Source organism: Flavobacterium antarcticum DSM 19726, assembly GCF_000419685.1.
GTDB lineage: Bacteria > Bacteroidota > Bacteroidia > Flavobacteriales > Flavobacteriaceae > Flavobacterium > Flavobacterium antarcticum.
On record NZ_ATTM01000003.1, the window covers coordinates 337,636 to 357,199 of the forward strand.

At 34.9% G+C, this 19,564-nt stretch carries 20 protein-coding genes; 1 reads left to right on the plus strand and 19 read right to left on the minus strand.

All coding sequences use genetic code 11. The annotated features are described in order from the left end of the window. The first annotated feature begins 15 nt into the window (after positions 1-15). Complete coding sequence (locus YWA_RS0106785) at positions 16-978, plus strand: OmpA family protein (RefSeq protein ID WP_026718644.1); 963 nt, start codon at positions 16-18, stop codon at positions 976-978. Between the two features lie 80 nt (positions 979-1,058). Here the strand turns inward: YWA_RS0106785 and YWA_RS0106790 are convergent, their stop codons facing one another. The 19 genes from YWA_RS0106790 to YWA_RS0106880 all read right to left on the minus strand — a co-directional run bounded on the left by YWA_RS0106790 (position 1,059) and on the right by YWA_RS0106880 (position 19,551). Continuing rightward, on the minus strand, positions 1,059-2,315 hold the full coding sequence (locus YWA_RS0106790) for a murein hydrolase activator EnvC family protein (protein WP_022827749.1): 1,257 nt from the start codon (positions 2,313-2,315) through the stop codon (positions 1,059-1,061). A 24-nt stretch (positions 2,316-2,339) separates the two neighbouring features. Continuing rightward, complete coding sequence (locus YWA_RS0106795; RefSeq protein WP_022827750.1) at positions 2,340-3,122, minus strand: DUF4292 domain-containing protein; 783 nt, start codon at positions 3,120-3,122, stop codon at positions 2,340-2,342. An 8-nt stretch (positions 3,123-3,130) separates the two neighbouring features. Further along, positions 3,131-4,462, minus strand: coding sequence for a tetratricopeptide repeat protein (locus tag YWA_RS0106800; protein ID WP_022827751.1), 1,332 nt, complete (start codon positions 4,460-4,462; stop codon positions 3,131-3,133). Between the two features lie 3 nt (positions 4,463-4,465). Beyond that, on the minus strand, positions 4,466-5,476 hold the full coding sequence (locus tag YWA_RS0106805) for a sugar phosphate nucleotidyltransferase (protein WP_022827752.1): 1,011 nt from the start codon (positions 5,474-5,476) through the stop codon (positions 4,466-4,468). A 110-nt stretch (positions 5,477-5,586) separates the two neighbouring features. Continuing rightward, a complete protein-coding gene (locus YWA_RS0106810) occupies positions 5,587-5,901 on the minus strand; it encodes a GIY-YIG nuclease family protein (protein ID WP_026718645.1) in 315 nt (104 codons plus the stop codon). Between the two features lie 92 nt (positions 5,902-5,993). Continuing rightward, the gene (gene dut / locus YWA_RS0106815) at positions 5,994-6,428 is read right to left on the minus strand and encodes a dUTP diphosphatase (protein ID WP_022827754.1); all 435 of its coding nucleotides are present in this window, start codon (positions 6,426-6,428) and stop codon (positions 5,994-5,996) included. A gap of 37 nt (positions 6,429-6,465) precedes the next feature. Beyond that, the gene (locus YWA_RS0106820) at positions 6,466-7,929 is read right to left on the minus strand and encodes a lipopolysaccharide biosynthesis protein (protein WP_026718646.1); all 1,464 of its coding nucleotides are present in this window, start codon (positions 7,927-7,929) and stop codon (positions 6,466-6,468) included. 248 nt (positions 7,930-8,177) lie between these two features. Further along, the gene (atpG, locus tag YWA_RS0106825; protein WP_022827756.1) at positions 8,178-9,038 is read right to left on the minus strand and encodes an ATP synthase F1 subunit gamma; all 861 of its coding nucleotides are present in this window, start codon (positions 9,036-9,038) and stop codon (positions 8,178-8,180) included. 72 nt (positions 9,039-9,110) lie between these two features. Further along, complete coding sequence (atpA, locus tag YWA_RS0106830) at positions 9,111-10,688, minus strand: F0F1 ATP synthase subunit alpha (RefSeq protein WP_022827757.1); 1,578 nt, start codon at positions 10,686-10,688, stop codon at positions 9,111-9,113. 14 nt (positions 10,689-10,702) lie between these two features. Continuing rightward, positions 10,703-11,236: an ATP synthase F1 subunit delta gene (atpH, locus tag YWA_RS0106835; RefSeq protein WP_022827758.1), complete on the minus strand. Its 534-nt coding sequence runs from the start codon at positions 11,234-11,236 to the stop codon at positions 10,703-10,705. 4 nt (positions 11,237-11,240) lie between these two features. After that, positions 11,241-11,732, minus strand: coding sequence for a F0F1 ATP synthase subunit B (locus YWA_RS0106840; RefSeq protein WP_022827759.1), 492 nt, complete (start codon positions 11,730-11,732; stop codon positions 11,241-11,243). An 80-nt stretch (positions 11,733-11,812) separates the two neighbouring features. Then, positions 11,813-12,013 carry an ATP synthase F0 subunit C gene (atpE, locus tag YWA_RS0106845; protein ID WP_022827760.1) on the minus strand — a complete coding sequence of 67 codons (201 nt, stop codon included), beginning with the start codon at positions 12,011-12,013 and terminating at the stop codon, positions 11,813-11,815. 40 nt (positions 12,014-12,053) lie between these two features. Beyond that, the gene (gene atpB / locus YWA_RS0106850) at positions 12,054-13,190 is read right to left on the minus strand and encodes a F0F1 ATP synthase subunit A (RefSeq protein WP_022827761.1); all 1,137 of its coding nucleotides are present in this window, start codon (positions 13,188-13,190) and stop codon (positions 12,054-12,056) included. Between the two features lie 138 nt (positions 13,191-13,328). Continuing rightward, on the minus strand, positions 13,329-13,715 hold the full coding sequence (locus YWA_RS0106855) for a hypothetical protein (protein WP_022827762.1): 387 nt from the start codon (positions 13,713-13,715) through the stop codon (positions 13,329-13,331). Next, entirely contained in the window at positions 13,712-13,933 is a 222-nt protein-coding gene (locus YWA_RS0106860; protein WP_022827763.1) for an AtpZ/AtpI family protein, read from the minus strand. Before YWA_RS0106860 ends, YWA_RS0106855 begins: the two co-directional genes overlap by 4 nt. Next, entirely contained in the window at positions 13,923-14,303 is a 381-nt protein-coding gene (locus tag YWA_RS0106865) for a bactofilin family protein (protein ID WP_022827764.1), read from the minus strand. Before YWA_RS0106865 ends, YWA_RS0106860 begins: the two co-directional genes overlap by 11 nt. Before the next feature lies 1 nt (position 14,304). Beyond that, the gene (gene porW / locus YWA_RS14770) at positions 14,305-17,103 is read right to left on the minus strand and encodes a type IX secretion system periplasmic lipoprotein PorW/SprE (protein WP_245557703.1); all 2,799 of its coding nucleotides are present in this window, start codon (positions 17,101-17,103) and stop codon (positions 14,305-14,307) included. Positions 17,104-17,364: 261 nt separating this feature from the next. Further along, positions 17,365-18,060, minus strand: coding sequence for an ABC transporter ATP-binding protein (locus tag YWA_RS0106875; RefSeq protein WP_022827766.1), 696 nt, complete (start codon positions 18,058-18,060; stop codon positions 17,365-17,367). A gap of 18 nt (positions 18,061-18,078) precedes the next feature. After that, positions 18,079-19,551 (minus strand): DUF5687 family protein, encoded by a 1,473-nt coding sequence (locus YWA_RS0106880; RefSeq protein WP_022827767.1) that lies wholly within the window; start codon positions 19,549-19,551, stop codon positions 18,079-18,081. Positions 19,552-19,564 lie beyond the last annotated feature (13 nt).

A 19,564-nucleotide genomic window follows, 5' to 3' on the forward strand; every position in this document is an offset into this window, starting at 1 on the left:
ACAAATTACAATATGATTATCCGAAAAATTTCAGTGGGATTGCTACTTCTAGCATTAACTACTTCTTGCGTTTCTAAAAAATTGTATAACGATTTAGAAAACAAATATGCCGATTTGAAAAAAGAAAGTCGGGAGATGAGCGACAGCAATGAAGATTTGGCGAAAGCCAAAAACAATTTAGAGCTTGAGCAAACTGCACTCCAAGACGAGTTGAATAGAACAAAAGCACAACGCGATAAATATTTAGCCGACTTGACTGCAGGCCAAAATAACATGAAAAATTTGCAAAGTTCGTACAGCGCTTTGGAAAAAAACAGCGACGATGCGTTGAAAACCAACATGGACAAAAACCGTGAGTTGCTTGCAAAGCTTGAAGCAAAAGAGAAAGCATTGGCGGTAGAGCAGGAGCGATTGAATAAATTGATGGCTGATTTTCAAGAACGTTCTAACCGTGTCGCGGAATTAGAAGGTGTGATTTCGGCACAAGGCGAAAGTTTGAAAAAATTAAAAGCCACACTTTCAAAAGCATTAAACGCATTTGAAGGAAAAGGATTGACTGTGGAACAAAAAAATGGAAAAGTATATGTTTCCATGGAAAACAAATTATTGTTTCAAACGGGAAGTTGGACGGTAGGTTCTGAAGGTCGAAAAGCGGTTGTGGAAGTAGGCAAAGTCTTGGGACAAAATCCTGAAATTACTGTGTTGATTGAAGGTCATACTGACAACGACAAGTTTGCTGGAGCGATGGGACAAATTGAAAATAACTGGGATTTATCCACAAAAAGAGCAACGGCAATTGTAAATATTTTAAGTGAAAATAAAGCAATCAACAAACAAAGTTTGACTGCTGCTGGACGTGGCGAATACGCTCCGTTAGCATCAAACGAAACGGCAGAAGGAAAAGCTAAAAACCGCAGAATTGAAATTATCCTTACGCCTAAATTAGATGAGATTTCGAAGATGTTGAATGATTTATAGATTTATAGTCGTGCATTAAAATAAAAAAGGGATGATTTTGACAAACAAAATCATCCCTTTTTTTTATGCTTTAAATTCTATTAATTAGAGCTCAACCAAGGTTGTGGATTGGTATAGGTTATATTTTGAGTAATCATAAACTTCAAAATTGTTCTACCCGTTTCCGTACTCGTTCTGATGGTTCCAATATTTTGTTTTCTAGAAACTTTCTGACCTTTCACTACAGAAACGTCACTCAAATTGTGATACATCGTAAAGAAATCTCCATGTTGAATCATCACTGCTTTTTGTACAGGAGAAACATATAAAATACTGTAAACTTCACCATCAAAAACGGCTCTTGCTTGTGAACCTTGCGTTGTAGTAATTTCAATTCCGTTACTGTGAACAGATAGGTACGACAAGTCTGGATGCGGTTGGTCTCCATAACGTTGTGTGATTGTTCCTGTCGCTGTTGGCCAAGGAAGTCGGCCTCTGTTCGCTTTAAAGCTATCTGAAATGATTTTCGCTTCCGGTGTTAAAACTATTTTGGTAGAACTTTCTGTCGCACGTGTTTCAGCTGCCGTCGTTTTAGGATTGGCTTTTTTAGCTGCTGCAGCTGCTTTTCTGTTCGCTTCAGCAATCGCTTCTTTAATTAACTTATCAATTTTTCGGTCGATATCTCTAGATTCTTGTTGCTTTTTCTTGATTTCCTGTGCAATTTTCTTCTTGTCTTTTTGAATGGCAGCCGATAATTTTTCTTGTTCTACTTTCTCTTTTTGTAAAACAATTCGTTCTTTTTCCTGCTCCACTACGAGCTTCTGCTTCTCAATTTTTTGCGCATCTAATTTGGTGTTCAAAGTCAAAAGTTTATCCGCTTTTACTTTAATTTCTTCACCTTGCGATTTTCTATAACTCGTATACTGTTTCATGTATTGAGCTCGCTTGTAGGCTTGCAAAAAAGTTTCTGACGACAATAAAAACATCGCTCTACTTTGTTCCGAACGGCTTTTATAGGATTTTACAATCATAGCCGAATAATCCTCCTTCAATTCCTTTAACTCGCGATTGAGTTGGTTGATTGAAAGTTGGTTTCGATACATTTCATCTTTCAAGATTTTGGCTTGCTTCTCTGTCGTTGCAATTAAACTTTCACGCAGTCGGATTTTCTCCCTTTGCTGAATAATTTCAGTTAAAATAGATTTCTGCTTTTTGTCTTGACTTCGCAACAATACTTCTTGGGCACGAATTTCTTTTTGAATTTGCGCTTTACGTTGTTCCAATTTTTCTTGAGCCGTCTGACTCCAAGCCGAAGCGGAACAAATTAAAAAAGCGAGTATGAAAAGGTATTTTGGCATGTTTGTAAAAATATTTGTGCAAATTTAGTCAATAAATGTTCGATCGTAACTACTTGGCACACTATAAGGAAAAGAAAGTTCGTCGTTAAACTTCACCGAACTGTATTCAATATTGATTTGGGTTTTAATCTTGTCGTTTAATGCTTCAATATTTAACGCCGTTGGAAACGAAATTTTTTCATACAACTTGTGATTAGGATAATCTACGGTCAAAGTCCTGTTTTTATCAAATTGTTGAATTTCTTGCTTCTTAATTAAATACATGGATGCTTCAAATAGAAAGGTTTTCAACATATTTTTAGACGATTTATCTTCTAATTTGTAGAGTCCATTTTCAACTGAACTATCGTATTTACCTTGTTCCAAATTGTCAAACGCTTCACCAATTAACATGTTTTGCACTTTTGTAAAATCTAAATCGGTTCCCAACCATTTGCTTAACGTAGTGTAATCACCTTCAAAATAACTGCTGCCGCTTTTCTCGTAATACTTGACTTCCGTTGGTGTTATCAATCCTTTTGCCATTGTAATTCCAAAGAATCTGATGCTGATTAATATTTTTTCATCTTTTTGAACTCGAATGTCTGCCGAAAGATTCAAAGACTCCTTTGGCGTTTTATATTTTACGTCGGCTTTGATGTAGGCGGTTTTAAAATCTTTGTCCAATTCATAATGATTGCGAACAAGTTTTTCCGCTTTCATTGGTTTTGTGGCTTTTGCTTCTGCAATAAAACCTTTTGGTTTGCAAGAAGTTATTGTTACTAAAAACAATAATGTCAACACCGAAAACCATTTTTTTAAAATCATATTCTATTTTACTTTTTTAATAATTGTTCTGCTTTCTTAAAATACAATTCTTTCTTTTTTTGGTCGCCCAAACCATTGTACGCTTCTCCCAATTGAATGTTGAAATTAATTTCCAATGCTTTATTTTCAATCACATAATCCATTCCGGATTCAAGATAATCTTTGGCTTTGGCAAATTTTTTCAACTGATTATTGGCCAATCCTGCATAATAATATAAGTCAGGTTGCGATGGAAAAAGTTCCGTCATTTCCTCTGATTTTTTTGCCAAAGCTTCAAATTGTTCCAACTTAACGTACATTTCAAACAACAACAATGCCGATTCTAAATCGTTCGGGTTGTTTTTCAAATCCATTTCGTAATACGATTTGGCTTGATTCCATTCGCTTTTACTTTGAAAGAATTTACCAACTTCTTTGGCAACAGCAACTTCTTTATCTGAATTGAAATAAGAAACTGCTTTCATCAAATCTGCGTCGTAACCGGGATTATTTTTAGCAAAAATCAGAAACTCATTCAAAACACGGTGTTTGATTTTGTTGTCAATTTTATCACTATCTAAAATCTGATGCATAGATTTAACGGCTTTTGGCCCGTCGTTATTGTTCAAATGAAATTTAAATAAACTCACTTGAGCCCAATCGGAGTTAGGAATGGCAATTTCAAGCTTTTTGGCTACTTCCAATGCTTTTTCTTCCTGATTGCTATTGGAATATAAATAAATCAACGCGATATAATTGGATTCATCCTTTGGGTTTTTAGCAATTAATTTCAACAAATCGTCTTTTTCGCTACCTTGAAAACGGGCATCCTGCATGATTTGCTTCTTATAATTGTCACGCTTTTCAGATTTTCCTAAATCGTCGTTCATCTCATTAATTAACACCAAAGCTTTGTCGTACTGCTGGGTGTACATGTAAAGCGAAGTCAAATCCTCCTTATAATTGGGTTCAAAAGCAACTAATTTTGTGACCAAAATAATTGCTTGATTGAAATCTTGTGTTTGATAAGCAACATCGTACATTCCATGAAGATACCAACGGTTTTTGGGGTCAATTTGGAATGCTTTTTCAAAAGAATCATACGCTTCTTTGTACTTTTTAAGCTTCAGATAATTCCGACCTAATTCATTATAAACGGCAGCATTGTTAGGTTCCAATGAAACACATTTTTGCAACGATTGAATCGCTCTGTCGTTGTTTTCAATGCCTTTTTGCTTCAGCGCTTCGTAATAGGAAATTTGAAATTCATTAGTTGCCAAAGCAATATCGTCCGGCTCTTTTTGTGAAAAAGCCGAACTGCAAACTGCAATTAATAAAAATCCTATTGTGAATTTTTTCATGTATTAGTCTAAAACAGAATAATCACCGATACTTATTGAAGTGAAATCTCCGTCAAAAGTTGCGTGATTTCCAATCATGGCGTTGTCTAATTTTGCATTGCGAACTTTAGAATACGTTTGAATCAAACTATTCTTTATCGTCGAATTTTCAATTGTACAATTATTTCCAATTGAAACATTTGGACCAATTGTTACGTTATTCAATGTTACATTTTCGCCGATATAAACGGGTTGAACGATAAAAGAATTCACAGAAACAACGGACGGATGTACCATTTGTTCGCCATCTGCATGTAAAAATCCAAGTAAACGTGAATTGGTTTCAACCGTCACATTTTTATTACCGCAATCCATCCATTCGTCCACTTTTCCGGGAGCGAATTTCATTCCTTTGCGTTTCATGTTTTCCAAAGCATCAGTCAACTGGTATTCGCCGCCTTTCATCACATTATTGTCAAGCAAAAACTGTAATTCCTCACGCAAAGTTTCGCCTGATTTGAAGTAGTAAATTCCAATAATCGCTAAATCTGAAACAAAATGGGTAGGTTTTTCTACGAAATCTACAATCTGATTATTTGCATCTAATTGAACTACGCCAAAAGCACTTGGGTCTTCAACTTGCTTCACCCAAATTACGCTGTCTGCCGAAACATCTAACGTAAAATCAGCACGGAACAACGTATCTGCATAAGCAACTACAATTGGCCCTGACATCGATTCTTTGGCACACATAATCGCGTGAGCCGTTCCTAATGCTTCGTTTTGGTAATAAATCGTTCCCTTTGAACCTAGTTTTTCAGCAATCGCAATCAAGTCGCTTTCCACTTGCTTTCCAAAATCTTTGTGAATGATAAACGCAATTTCCTCAATGTTCTGATGAATAACGCCTGCGATATCTTCCACTAAACGGTGAACGATGGGTTTTCCTGCAATTGGAATTAGTGGTTTCGGAATGGTTAATGTGTGTGGTCTTAAGCGGGAACCTCGTCCTGCCATTGGTACTATTATTTTCATATCATTGCCCGCGAAGGCGGGTATCTTTTTTATATATCTGCGAAGGCAGATATCTTTGTTAATATTTATTATCTCTCATACGCGCGAAGGCGAGTATCCTACTATCTATTTTACTCTCTCAACTTATCAAAATCAAAATTCCAATTTAAACTTATATCCATCCACGACGGATTCATATCCACAATTAGTTTAATTTTCCAATCTCTTTTCCATTTCTTGAATTGTTGTTCTCGAATAGCTGCATCATCTCCTTTTTTCCACTCTTCAAAATAAACTAATTTATCACAATTATACTTTGCTGTAAACGAATTTCGATAGACTTTTAGTTTATGTTCTTTGACGCGTTCTAATAAGTTATCGGTTACTCCAATATACAAAACACCGTTAGGTTTATTTGTCATAATGTAAATATACCATAATTTCATAAAACTTGTATTTTGATAAGTTAAGAAGTATTAAGTCCACTTACGCTCGAAATTTTCCTAACATTGCGGAGATTCCTGCCTACGCAGGAATATTACTTTATTCCCGTACTTCCAAATCCTCCCTCACCTCTTACAGTTTCAGATAATTCTGTAACTAAATTCCATTCGGCACGTTCGTGTTTTGCTATAATCATTTGTGCAATCCGTTCTCCGTTTTCTATTGTGAAAGGGACGTTGGATAAATTTACTAAAATCACACCGACTTCGCCACGGTAATCTGCATCAATTGTTCCGGGAGCGTTTAAGACCGTTACGCCATTTTTCGCAGCCAATCCGCTTCTTGGGCGAACTTGTGCTTCAAAACCGATTGGTAATTCAATAAACAAACCTGTTTTAATTATGGCTCTTTCTAAAGGTTGTAACGTAATTGCTTCTGAAATATTAGCTCTTAAATCCATTCCGGCTGACGCCAAAGTTTCATAGTTAGGCAATTCGTGCTGTGATTTATTGATGATTTTTATGGTCATTCTCTTTGTGTTTTATATTAAAATTAAAAAAAGCAGGCTATCCTTTTCTTTTGACAATTCGGTTAATAATTTGTTTTTCGTTGTAATAAATAAAATAGGTAAATGCGATTAACATAGGAACGCCTACAAAATAATTTTCTCTGAATAAATAAAAATAGACAGTCGAAAATAGAATGGATATTCCAAGATAGGACCCAATTTTCTTCATGTCGTATGGAATTGGATAATATTTATTTCCAAGTACATACGAAATCAACATCATGGTTCCGTAAGCTGCAATTGTTGCAATTGCTGAACCGTAATAACTCATTGTTGGAATCAATAAATAATTCAAAAGTAATGTGATTATGGCTCCAACTATTGAAATATAAGCGCCAATATGCGTTTGATTGGTCAATTTGTACCAAACCGAAAGATTGGTGTAAATTCCCAAAAAGAAATTGGCTAAAATAATCAGCGGCACGACACCCATTGCATTCCAATAAGATGAATCTCGAATCATGACTATTTTCAACACATCAGCAAATACAATTACTGCTAAAGTCATCAGCGAACCGAATATTACAAAATATTTGGTAATTGTCGCATAGGTTTCTTTGGCATTTTCATTGGAAGCATGACTGAAAAAGAAAGGTTCGATTCCCAAAGTATAAGCCGTTCTAAACAATACCATGAATAATCCAAGTTTGTAACATGCGGAATAAATACCAACTTGTGCTTCAGCAACATCCGCCGGCAATAAATAATTAAGTAAAATTTTATCAAACTGATCGTTGATTGCAAAGGCAATTCCGGCAATCATAATTGGAAAACCGTATTTCATCATTCGTTTCCAAAGTGCAAAATTGAATTTCCATTTGACTTGAAAATAGTTCGGCAGTAAAACTAAAAGGGTTAAAAGGCTCGCTGCAATATTGGAAATAAAAATATAACCTACTTGAAATCCTTCAAAGTAAAACGAACTGATGAAGCTGTCAGGATAAGAGGTGGCAATCTTTGGTAAATAAATTAAGAAAAAGAGATTTAAACCTAAATTTACAGCCACGTTTCCAATCTTTATAGCAGCGTAAAATAGTGGTTTTTGATAGGCTCTTAATTTTGAAAAAGGTATAATTACCAATGCGTCAAGTGCTAAAATCCAAATCACATAAGTAATATATTGAACGTCAATGTTAATAAAATTACTGACAGAAGTCCGGAATAATAAGGCTACAGCCAAAAATAATAACGTAGTCCAAAAGATGGAAACCATCGAAGTTTCAACCACGGACTTTTTATTTTCTTCTGTATTATAAAATCGGAAGAAGGAAGTTTCCATTCCGTAGGCTAAAATTACATTGAAGAATATTAGATACGCAAAAATAACGTTCACTCGTCCGTATTCTTCTTTTGGAAGTAAGTCAGTGTAAAGCGGCACGAGAAAGAAACTGAACATTCTTGGGACAACAGTTGCTAATCCGTAAATGGCCGTTTGCTTAAAAAGATTTTTGTATAAACTCAATGGAACGTGATTTGGAAACAAAAATAACCAAATCTTTCTTTTAAAATTCTAATTTGTAGAAGCAATCCTTGAAATATCAGAATTCAATAGATTTTAGTACTGGCGATTAAAGTGGCTGTTACACAGATTTCACAAATTAGTACAGATTTGCTTTAGAAAATAATACAGAAAACTAAAAATCGGGGAATTATTAAACAAAAAAAAGAGTTGATTGCTCAACTCTTTTCTAAAACTATTTAGTGAAATTATTATCCAGCAAGTGCTTCCGCACCACCAACAATCTCTAAAATTTCATTTGTAATTGCTGCTTGACGCGCTTTGTTATACGTCAATTTCAATTGATTTCTCAATTCAGTTGCGTTATCAGTCGCTTTGTGCATTGCAGTCATACGGGCTCCGTGTTCTGAAGCGAAAGAATCTCTGATTCCTTTGTACAATTGCGTTTTTAATGATTTTGGAATCAACGTTAAAAGAATTTCTTCTTTCTCTGGTTCATAAATGTAATCGACATTTGAAGCGCTTGCCGTAACTGCCATTGGTGCAAGAGGCAAAAATTGCTCTGTCATTACAATTTGAGTCGCTGCATTTTTAAACTGATTGTAAACCAATTCAATTCGATCGTATTTTCCAGAAAGGAATTTTTGTGTCAAATCTTCCGCAATAATTGCCACGTTTTCGAATGTTAAATCATCGAAAATAGCACTTTTATTGTCTGTAATTGTACACGTTTTAGCTAATCCGTCGTTTCCTTTTTTACCAATAGCGTACACATCTACATTTTTACCTGCGTAAAATTCTGCTCTACTTTTGATTGCTTTCATGATATTTGCATTGAAAGCACCACATAAACCTCTATTAGAAGTAATTGCGACTAACAATACATTATTGATTTCGCGTTGTGTAGTGAATTCACCACCAACATCTCCATCAAGAGTTGCAGAAAGGTTTTGTAATAACTCGGTTAACTTTTCGGCATAAGGTCGCATTGCTGTAATCGCATCTTGTGCTTTTTTCAACTTTGCTGCAGAAACCATTTTCATCGCAGAAGTAATCTGCATTGTTGATGAAACGGAAGTAATTCTATTACGGATTTCCTTTAAATTTGCCATCTTAAATTGTTGTAAGTTGTAGGTTCTACGTTGTAAGTTTTGAAACCTACAACTTAGAACCTATAACAAATATTATTTATATTTTGCTGAAATTTCTTTCGCTACGTTTTCGATAACACCTGTAATCTTGTCATCTAATTTTCCTGCTTTCAAAGCATCTAACGTATCTCTGTGTTTGTTGTTCAAGAATTCTAAGAAATCTCTTTCAAACTCTCTTACTTTGTTTACAGGAACGTTTCTCAACAAGTTTTTAGAACCTGCATAGATAATCGCAACTTGATCTTCAACTGTATAAGGATCGTTCAAACCTTGTTTCAAGATTTCAACGTTTCTTTTTCCTTTTTCGATTACGTTCAAGGTAACCGCATCAAGATCAGAACCAAATTTAGCAAACGCTTCTAATTCACGGTATTGTGCTTGATCTAGTTTCAAAGTACCTGCTACTTTTTTCATTGATTTAATCTGAGCATTACCTCCAACACGAGATACCGAAATACCTACGTTAATCGCTGGACGAACTCCTGAGTTAAACAAATCTCCATCAAGGAAAATCTGACCATCTGTAATCGAAATTACGTTTGTAGGAATATAAGCAGAAACGTCACCCGCTTGCGTTTCGATAATTGGCAAAGCTGTTAACGAACCACCACCTTTAACGATTCCTTTGATAGAATCTGGTAAGTCATTCATGTTTCTTGCAATTTCATCGTTGTTAATTACTTTACAAGCACGTTCTAATAAACGAGAGTGTAGGTAGAAAACGTCACCAGGGTAAGCCTCACGTCCTGGAGGTCTTCTTAACAAAAGAGACACCTCACGGTAAGCTACCGCTTGTTTTGACAAATCATCATAAACGATTAAAGCCGGACGACCAGAATCTCTGAAGTATTCACCAATTGCAGCACCTGCCATTGGAGCGTATACTTGCATTGGAGCTGGATCAGAAGCATTTGCAGCAACAATAACTGTGTAAGCCATTGCACCTTTTTCTTCTAACATTTTAGCAATACCTGCTACAGTTGATGCTTTTTGCCCAATTGCAACATATATACAGAATACAGGTTTTCCTGCATCGTAAAATTCTTTTTGATTCAAAATGGTATCGATACAAACAGTTGATTTACCTGTTTGACGGTCACCAATTACAAGCTCTCTTTGTCCACGACCAACTGGGATCATAGCATCAACCGCTTTAATACCTGTTTGCAAAGGTTCAGTAACTGGCTGACGGAAGATAACTCCAGGAGCTTTTCTTTCTAAAGGCATTTCGTATAAAGTTCCACCAATTGGTCCTTTTCCATCAATAGGAAAACCAAGCGTGTTTACTACACGTCCTACCATTTCTTCACCAACTTTAAGCGAAGCAATTCTTTGTGTTCTTTTTGCGGTTGATCCTTCTTTGATACCAGTTGATGGTCCTAAAAGTACCACACCTACGTTATCTTCTTCAAGGTTCAAAACAATTGCTTCAAGACCATTATCGAATTCAACTAATTCACCATACTGAACATTTGATAACCCGTAGATACGAGCGATACCATCTCCAACATTTAGAACTGTTCCTACTTCTTCAAGCGTTGCACCAGATTGAAAACCTTCTACTTGCTTTTTTAATATTGCTGAAATTTCAGCAGGGTTAATGTCCGCCATAATTATATAAATAACTAGTTACTTAATTCTCTTTTTAAAACGTGTAAACTGTTGGCAATTGAAGCATTATACTGCTTGTCGCCTATTCTTAAAATAAAACCTCCAATAATGGATTCGTCTACAATGTTATGTAGCGTTACGGTTTTACTTGTAAATTCTTTCACTTTTGCCAATACTTTAGCTTCCAAATCATCTGTCAAAGGAAATGCTGTTGTTACTTCTGCAGTTTCAACATTATTAACTTCGTCTAATAATTTTTTATACTCAAGTGCAATCGCTTCCAAAATTCCAAATCTCTTGTTCACAAATAATAAGTGAAAAAGTGATTTAGTGGTAGCGTTTGTTGAAGCAAAAACTTCTAACAATGCTGCTTCTTTATTGCTAGCGCCAATCGTCGGGCTTTCAATAAAGTTATGCAATTCCTGGTTGCTATTGATTGTAGATGCAATCAGTTGCATATCCGCACCAACTTCTTGAACCGCACCTTTATCTTGTGCGATGTCCAAAATTGCTTTGGCATATCTAATAGCTGCTCTTGTACTTGCCATAGTATTAGTTTAAGGTAACGTCACCTAACATTTTCTCAACTAATTGTTTCTGAGAATCTTTGTTAGATAATTCTGTTTTCAATAATTTCTCAGCAATCTCTAAAGATAATGTAGAAACTTGTGCTTTCAATTCTGACATTGCAGCATTTTTTTCCGCATTAATAGCTGTTTTAGCTTGCTCAATCATTCTAGCGCCTTCTGCAACTGCATCTGCTTTAGAATCAGCAATCATTTTCTCTCTCATTTCACGTGCTTCTTTTAGCATCGCGTCACGTTCCATTCTTGCTTCTTGTAAGATTCTTTCGTTTGTAGCGGTAAGATCTTGCATTTCTCTACGAGCTGCTTCAGCTGATTGCAAAGCGGTGTTGATAGAATCCTCACGACTTTTTACAGCACCTAAAATAGGTTTCCAAGCAAATTTTCTCAATAATATAAAGAAAATTACAAAGATAAGCGTAGTCCAAAAAATTAAACTCTCTGGTGAAGTTAATTGCATACTATTTTATATTTAAAATTGTTTGTCTTTTTTAAAGAAAACTTCCTGAAGCCAACCGCTACAGGAAGTTTTAGTTTTTATTATTTTGCGATTAACGCAACAACTACTGCGAAAAGTGCAACACCTTCAATAAGTGCAGCAGCAATAATCATAGCAGTCTGGATTTTTCCAGCAGCCTCAGGTTGACGAGCAATAGCGTCCATTGCTGAACCACCAATTTTTCCAATTCCAAGTCCTGCACCAATTACAGCTAATCCAGCTCCGATTCCAGCTAAAATCATAATAGTAAATTTATATAGTTAATAATTAATAAAACTCAAATTAATGGTGGTCATGCTCTGCTACAGCCTGACCGATAAACAATGCAGATAACAACGTGAAGACGTAAGCTTGCAACGCGGCAACCAACATTTCTAGTACACTCATGAACAATACAAATGCTCCCGAAATTGGAGAAACTGCAACTGTTTCGAATATAAAGATTAATGAAATTAAACTTAAGATGATAATGTGACCTGCTGTAATGTTAGCAAATAAACGAATCATCAATGCGAAAGGTTTTGTCAACATTCCAATTACCTCAACAGGAATCATAATTGGCGCTAACCAAACCGGTACTCCTGGTGTGTTGAAAATGTGACCCCAGTAATCTTTGTTTCCACTTAACGTTGTAACGATAAACGTGATAAAAGCCAATACAAATGTAAAGTAGATATTTCCTGTCAAGTTTGAACTAAATGGGAAGAACGGAATTAATCCAATCAAGTTATTGATCCAAATGAAAAAGAATATAGTCAATAAATACGGCATATATTTCGCATATTGTTTTTCACCGATATTTGGTCTAGCAATGTCGTCTCTAACAAACGTTATTAATGGTTCCAAGAATCCAGCGATTCCTTTTGGTGCATTTGGGTTTTTCTTGTATGATCTTGCTACTGCAAAAAACAAGAAAAACATAAGGATAGCCGACATGAACATTGAAAATACATTCTTTGTAATTGAAAAGTTCAATGGTCTTGCGTCAAATTCGAAAGCACCATCTTTCTTTTGTTCTGCGGTTAAAGTATCGTATTTATCTTTGTAGAAAATGATTTCATTGTTACGAACAAATTCTTGTCCGTTAACACTTACCACATGTTCTCCTGTATTGTCGTGGTGAAATTGCTCTGAAGAGAAAATTTCTAATCCACTATTTGTCCATAAAATGATAGGAAGTGCAAAAGAAATGGGATGTCCATTCCAATCGGCAACGTGAAAATCATGCGAATCAGCAATGTGAGAATTGATTAATTCTGAAACATTAAATGGTTCCTTAACATGAGCTCCATCTACATGCGGTTCAGCAACAGCTTCAGTGGTTACAACTGTACTATCAACTTGCGTATTTGCAAATCCAACAAGCGGAAGGCAAGCTACAAAAGCGGCTAATAAGAATTGAAGTGATTTTTTTGACATTACCATTATTAAAATGTGTATCTAATATTACTATTCAAAATTTTTGCAAAGGTACATATTTAATTTACAATTGAAAATATATCAATTATTTTTTGAAAAATAAACCTAACGTGAACAATTCCTTAATAAACACCCATTTTAATCCTTATTTATTAAACGAACCGCAAAAATCGTTTCGAATAGCAAGAACATAAAGTAAGGTATAAAGAATGCAGCAACATCAGGAATACGGTTTATTGTGTCGGATTGAATCATTGGAATTAAAAAAACAACGCACGCCATCATTTTTATGACACCCATTCCCATAAAAGTAAATCCTGTTTTATCAGGGAAATTTTTATGAACAAAAAGTAAAAATAGATGTGCTGCAAGCGTGATAATAATATGAAAAACATAAATGCTCCAAATTGAATAATAAAATATAGTAGATTGGAACAACTGTAAAGTCACGAAGTATTGTAAACCAAAAAGGACCAATGCAAACGGTAGAAATAACTTGATAAAATTTAAAAACGGAGTACTCATTCTTTATTTATATTTTTTACTTGCCTTATCACATTAAACAATGCAATAAAGACGGATAATAACGATAATACGATGGTGAAAATCGACGAATCGGTATATTTTTCATCCAACCAAATTCCCAAATACGTAAATGCAAAAATTATGATTCCCATTTGAAAAGGAATATTCATAAATACTACCCATTTATTTGGCGATTGCTTTGGGGACTTATTTTCCATTTGAATTTGGTTTTTTAGCAACCGGCTTCATCACACAAGAAGCACTGAAATCTGCTCCAGGTTGTACCGATAGTTTGCCACATGTTACTTCGCCACTGATAGAAGCTTTCGACTTGACATTCAGAATTTCTTCAACTTTTAAAATTCCGTCAAAGATTCCTTCAATGTCTGCATTTTTGCAAATTACATCGCCTTTAATGCTTCCTGTTGGTCCAATTACAATTTTTCCTGGAGTAGTGAAATTTCCTTTTAATTGTCCGTCCAATCTGAAATCTGCTTGTGAAATAATATCGCCGTTGATTTCGGTTCCTTCCACAATTCGGTTTGTTTTACCAAGTTCAGTATACACTTTAGATGGTTTTTCGCTCATTTTAGGGTGTTTTTATTGGAATCGTAAGTTCTTCTGTTGTTTGCGTAGGATTTAATTTTTCCGCTTTTAAATCTTTTTTAGTATTGTTTTGACTATTCGACTTTACCTGCTCTACTTCAGGTTTGATCTTAGTTGTAACTTCTGTCTTCATTTCGTCCTTAACCGAGGTGTTTAATTCTGCCGTTGGTTCTATTTTTCTAGTGCTATACGTTTCTAAATTCTTTTGCACCTGAATCACTTTGTAGTTTTCTGTGGAAACAATTAGAACCGGTTCCTTAATTTTAAAATCTTTGTAGTCTTGTAAAATCGTCACAATGTCTTTTGCCTTTTCTTCCGTCGGAATGCCGTGAACCACAAGCACTATTTCATTCATAAAATACGTGTCAACGGAATAACTTAATTTTTCAGAAGTTCGTTCTGCAGTAAATTTCTTGATTTTATCAATCAAAATTTTATTCGACGTACTAATCGTATCCGTGATTTTGTAAATCAATTTCCACGAAGTTGCTTTCTCTCCATCGAATTTTAATTTCTGCAAATACGGGATGTTTTTCGTCAATAACGTTTCAGCACTTTTTCCTTCTTCGCTATTTGGATAGGTCAATGCTACATAATTAAGTGCCGTTTTATATTCTTCAACACCTTTTAATTTTCCTACTATATTCGCTTTCAGAAGTTCAAATTTTGAAACAATTTCGTCACCCGTATACAAATCAATTGCAGCTTCTACTTCTTGCAAAAGTGCTACGTTCGTATTATTTTCATATTTTTTGTACAATCCTTCGTATTTCGCTTCAGGCGTTTGACTCATTTGTTCCGCATTCAAACCGTCGTTGCTGATAATTTGTGCATAACGGGAATCTGGATATTTTGCAAGAATTTGTTGTTTCATCGCCATCGCTTTTGACGGGTTGATGATTTCATAAATTTTAAATAAATTGTACATCGAAGGCAAAATCAGTCGCTCTTCTGGTTCGTTGTCCAATAATTTTTCTAATTTCTCAGCAGCCAATCCGTACTCTTTGAATTTTTCCTTATAAATCACGCCCAACTGATAATAAGCAAAGTTGCGGTCTTTGATCAAGACGTCAATTTCTTCTTGCTTTGTTGGCAATTGTGATGTGTAAAATTCAGTTGTATATCTTGGATCAATTGATTTTTCTGCCTCTTCCGCTTTTGCTTTATCTTCAGCTGCAATTGCATTCTCGTCGTCGTTCTTAATTTCTAGATTGTTTGATTTTCCTGCTTGAGATAAACGCCAATTGTCTTCTAAAGTTCTCTTGCCCCATTTTTTACGGAACTCATTTTTACCAAAAGAAACAGTCGATGGATTATAGAAATAAAATTTTTCTGTACTTTTTGGTCCAAAATCTGGAGAAGGAGGATTCATACTTTTCGCTGACATCATTGGATTGTCATCGTCAGATAAACCAGCGTTAGCGATAATTTCTTGTCTTTCTGCTTCCTTTTTCACCAATTCAGCTGCTATCCTATCTTCCTCTTTTAAGTCAATAATGTGTTTTTCGTAATACGCAATTTGCCCTTCCTTAGGCATTTTCAACACCATTAAAACACTGTCGTTTGCTTGTGCAATTGCTTCGTATTTAATTACATCGTCTAGGTTTTCACGCTTTTTCTTGATTGCATTGTATTCTCTTGAACGAGCATCTAAAACTGTAAGTGTACTGTCGTAATACTTGCCCGCTGTTGGATATTTAGCATCGTCAAAATTTAAAGTCGCTAAATTTCTATAATTTGAAGCAATTAAATATTGGTCTTGCATCTTCTTTTTCAGAGAAATATTGTAGTATTTCGAAGCCATTTTATGATTGTTTTGCTGGTCATAAAACAATCCCATCTGGTGGTTTATGAAATCCAAAAAAGGTCGGTTTTCTCGATCTTCTAATAAGTCCTTGTATTTTTTCAAAAATGCAATTGTATCGCCTTTTTTTGCATCAAATTGTTTCGCTTGTTGCAAATGCGCTTGAATAATGTACCGTCGTGGTGCTTTTCGATTCATGTCAATGACTTCTTGAAAAGCGGCGAATGCACTGTCTTTTTGACCCATTTCGCTCAACAATTGTCCGGTTATGAAACGGTAACGTGCTTGTTCTTCCTGCGATTTTGTAAATTCTGTAGCCACTTTAAGTTTCACTAAAGCGCTGTCTTTTTCTTCTATATTTAAGAAGGCTTGAGCCAAAGTAGCATTGGCGTCGGCAAAAATTTGATCTTTAAATTTAATTTCATGCAATAATCTCCTAAGGTTGATAACGGCTAACGCGTCATTTTCCATTCGCATGTTTGTTTTTTCGCGCCAAATTTTCACTTCATAAATCTTATCACTTTCAGGATATTTGTATAAAACGTAATTGAAGGCTTCCAATGCGGGAACAAATCGCAAGTCGTAATAACGTGCTTTTCCCAACAAAAGATGGGCTTCATCCATTTGCGAATTTTTCTCTTTTCCGTCGATATTCATGGAACGCTTTTGAATCGCTTTCGTAGCTTTTTCTTCGGCACGTTCAAAATTAGCGTTGGTCGCTTTTGTTCCTGGCAAACTATTTTCTTTAGCAACCACCATCCGTTCTACCGGAAGAAGTGTCCAAAAATCATCGTTATATTGTGTTTTTAAATCTTCAATACCTTTATCTAAAGCAATATGACCATTATACAACACATTGTATTTGGTATTCAAAGCTTGAAATTTTCGATTGATTAACTTGTCTTTTTGGGTAGAACAAGCAATCAAAACACCGAAAATTCCGGTCAGAAAAAGTAACTTAATAAGGCTATTTCTCAATGTAATCGTTTTATATTTAAAACTTTTAAAAGTCAATTTTAGTATAGTAACGGGTAAAAATACGTTTCTTTTTGTTATGTCGAAAAATTAGAAGCGCTTTTTTGAGAAAAGTAAAAGATTTTAATAATGCTAAAATTAATTTTTTACACAGATTTCACGGATTAGCACCGATTTTAAAAGAAAAATTGCACAAGATAGCCCTTATTAATTTGTGCTAATTTGTGCAATCTCTTTAAAATTTTATCAGAAACTTCCGCGTAATTAAACCGCAAAAAACTCTTCTAATTCTCTTAAAGTTTCAGCAGAAGTTTTTATGTCTTTCACCACTTCACCTTTATGCATGGCTACAATTCTGTTAGAAACCTCAACGGTATGTTGCAAATCGTGACTTGAAACTAAAACAGTTACATTCGGGTCGTCAGCCAATTCTTTGATGATTTTTTTCAATCGAAATTGCGTTGTTGGATCTAAATTAGCAAACGGTTCATCTAAAATGATTACTTCTGGATTTCCAATTAAAGTGGCAATAATTCCTACTTTCTTCTGATTTCCTTTTGATAAATCACGCAAGTATTTTTTATTATTCAAAATTTCTCCGTTGAAAAATTCCGTATGTTTTACTAATAAAGCGTCGATATCCGCTTTGTTTTGACCTCTTAAATCTCCGATGAAATAGAAATATTCTTCAGGAGTTAAATAACCAATTAAGAAACTTTCATCCACGAAAGATGCTGTGAACGGTTTCCAGTCTTCACTCGTATTTACTTGAACGCCATTATTTACAATTTCGCCCGAACTCGGCTGAATTAAATCCAATAACAAACTGAAAAATGTTGTTTTTCCAGCACCGTTATTTCCCACTAATCCAAAGCTTTCGCCTTTAGGAATTTCTAAATCATTTATTTTAAGTACGGTTGTTCCGTTATATGTTTTTGAAAGATTGTTAACTTTTATCATGGTTTGGTTTATTTAAGGTTAAGCACTTTTTTGTTTGTAAGAATCTAAAGCGGCATATTTTTCTTTTTTGTAAATTTTGACAATTAAGTCGAATGCTTTGTTTTTCAACAGCAATCCAATTACTCCGGCAAGCGCCACGAAAACTAATCCAGCAGTTGGGTTTATCAAATAATAACCAAGTGCATAAAAGGCCATTGGACCTCCTAATTGCGGAATAGATATTAGCATTGTTTTTATATTGAATGCTTTTTTATCACCAAAAGCTCCTTTTGTTGAATTCAAGTCAATTGGCGTTTTAGTGTAAGCGCCACCTAAAAGAACTAAAGAAGAATTCACACCAATATTATAAAGTGCTCCGGCTAGAATCATCAGATAAATATGAATTCCAAAGTACAGATAGAAAGAAGCAACAACTGCTGTAACCGCTGTTCCAATAACCATCAACCACCATTTAGAATTCAAATAATCGCGGTAGGAAATGTTTTGCGTCATCATCAATCCGTAATACGAACTGTCCCAACTTGGCACGAATTGACCAAACGTAATTAAGAAACCGCCCGAAACAAATACGCCGGCAAACATGTGCATTGCAGGATTATTATACGCAGCTATTAAATCTCCGAAGAAAAGCAAGCCGTAAAACAAGAACATTACACTCATGAATATTGTTGTTTTAGAACGCTTGTTTCGCTTTATCAACTTAATGTCGTTTTTAAGAAACGTTCCCATCACGCCGTATTGGTTTAACCAAGTAAAATTCTCGGTTTTAGCCACATCGTGTTTTGAAGCCAATCCTGCGTCAAGGTATAAATTGCTTTTGAAATAGTTAAATGTCACATAATATAAAACCACTAATACAATTAATGGAACTACAATCATCCATTTTATATCAAACAAAGATTGGTAAAACGGACCTGTGTAAAGCGTAACATCGAAGAAATTGTAATATTGTGACGCTCCAAAAATCACCACAACTATTAGAAAAAGAACATATAAATTGTCTTTATTGTTTAAAATAATATTCAGGAAATTATTGATGTAAAATAAAAAGATGATTGAAAACAGCCATAAAATCACGCTCAAAACATCGTATCCATTGATTAATAAAACAATGGCAAAGGGAAGAAACAGAAACGCATGAACGATATTAAAGAACGATAAATAGGTTTTTCCCAAAGAGAAATTAACTATTGTAGCTGATTTGATAGGCAACGTCAATAATGGCCGGATGTTCATGACGGGCATTTTTTGTAAAGCCAATCTTAAAACCAAATCAAAGATGAAATAATAAATCAGATATTTATTGATAACCACTAACGGGTCTGGAAAACTTTCCTTTAATCCGTAATAAGCTAAAACGCCCATCGCAATAAATAGTAAAGCAAAATAAATAGCTCCAAAACCCATCAGGATTTTCAGTGCCAAATTTTTTGCAAAGGAAGCCGATCTGAAAAAAGCCTTCCATTCGAGCATTAAAAAATTTTTAAACATAGTTTTGGTTTTA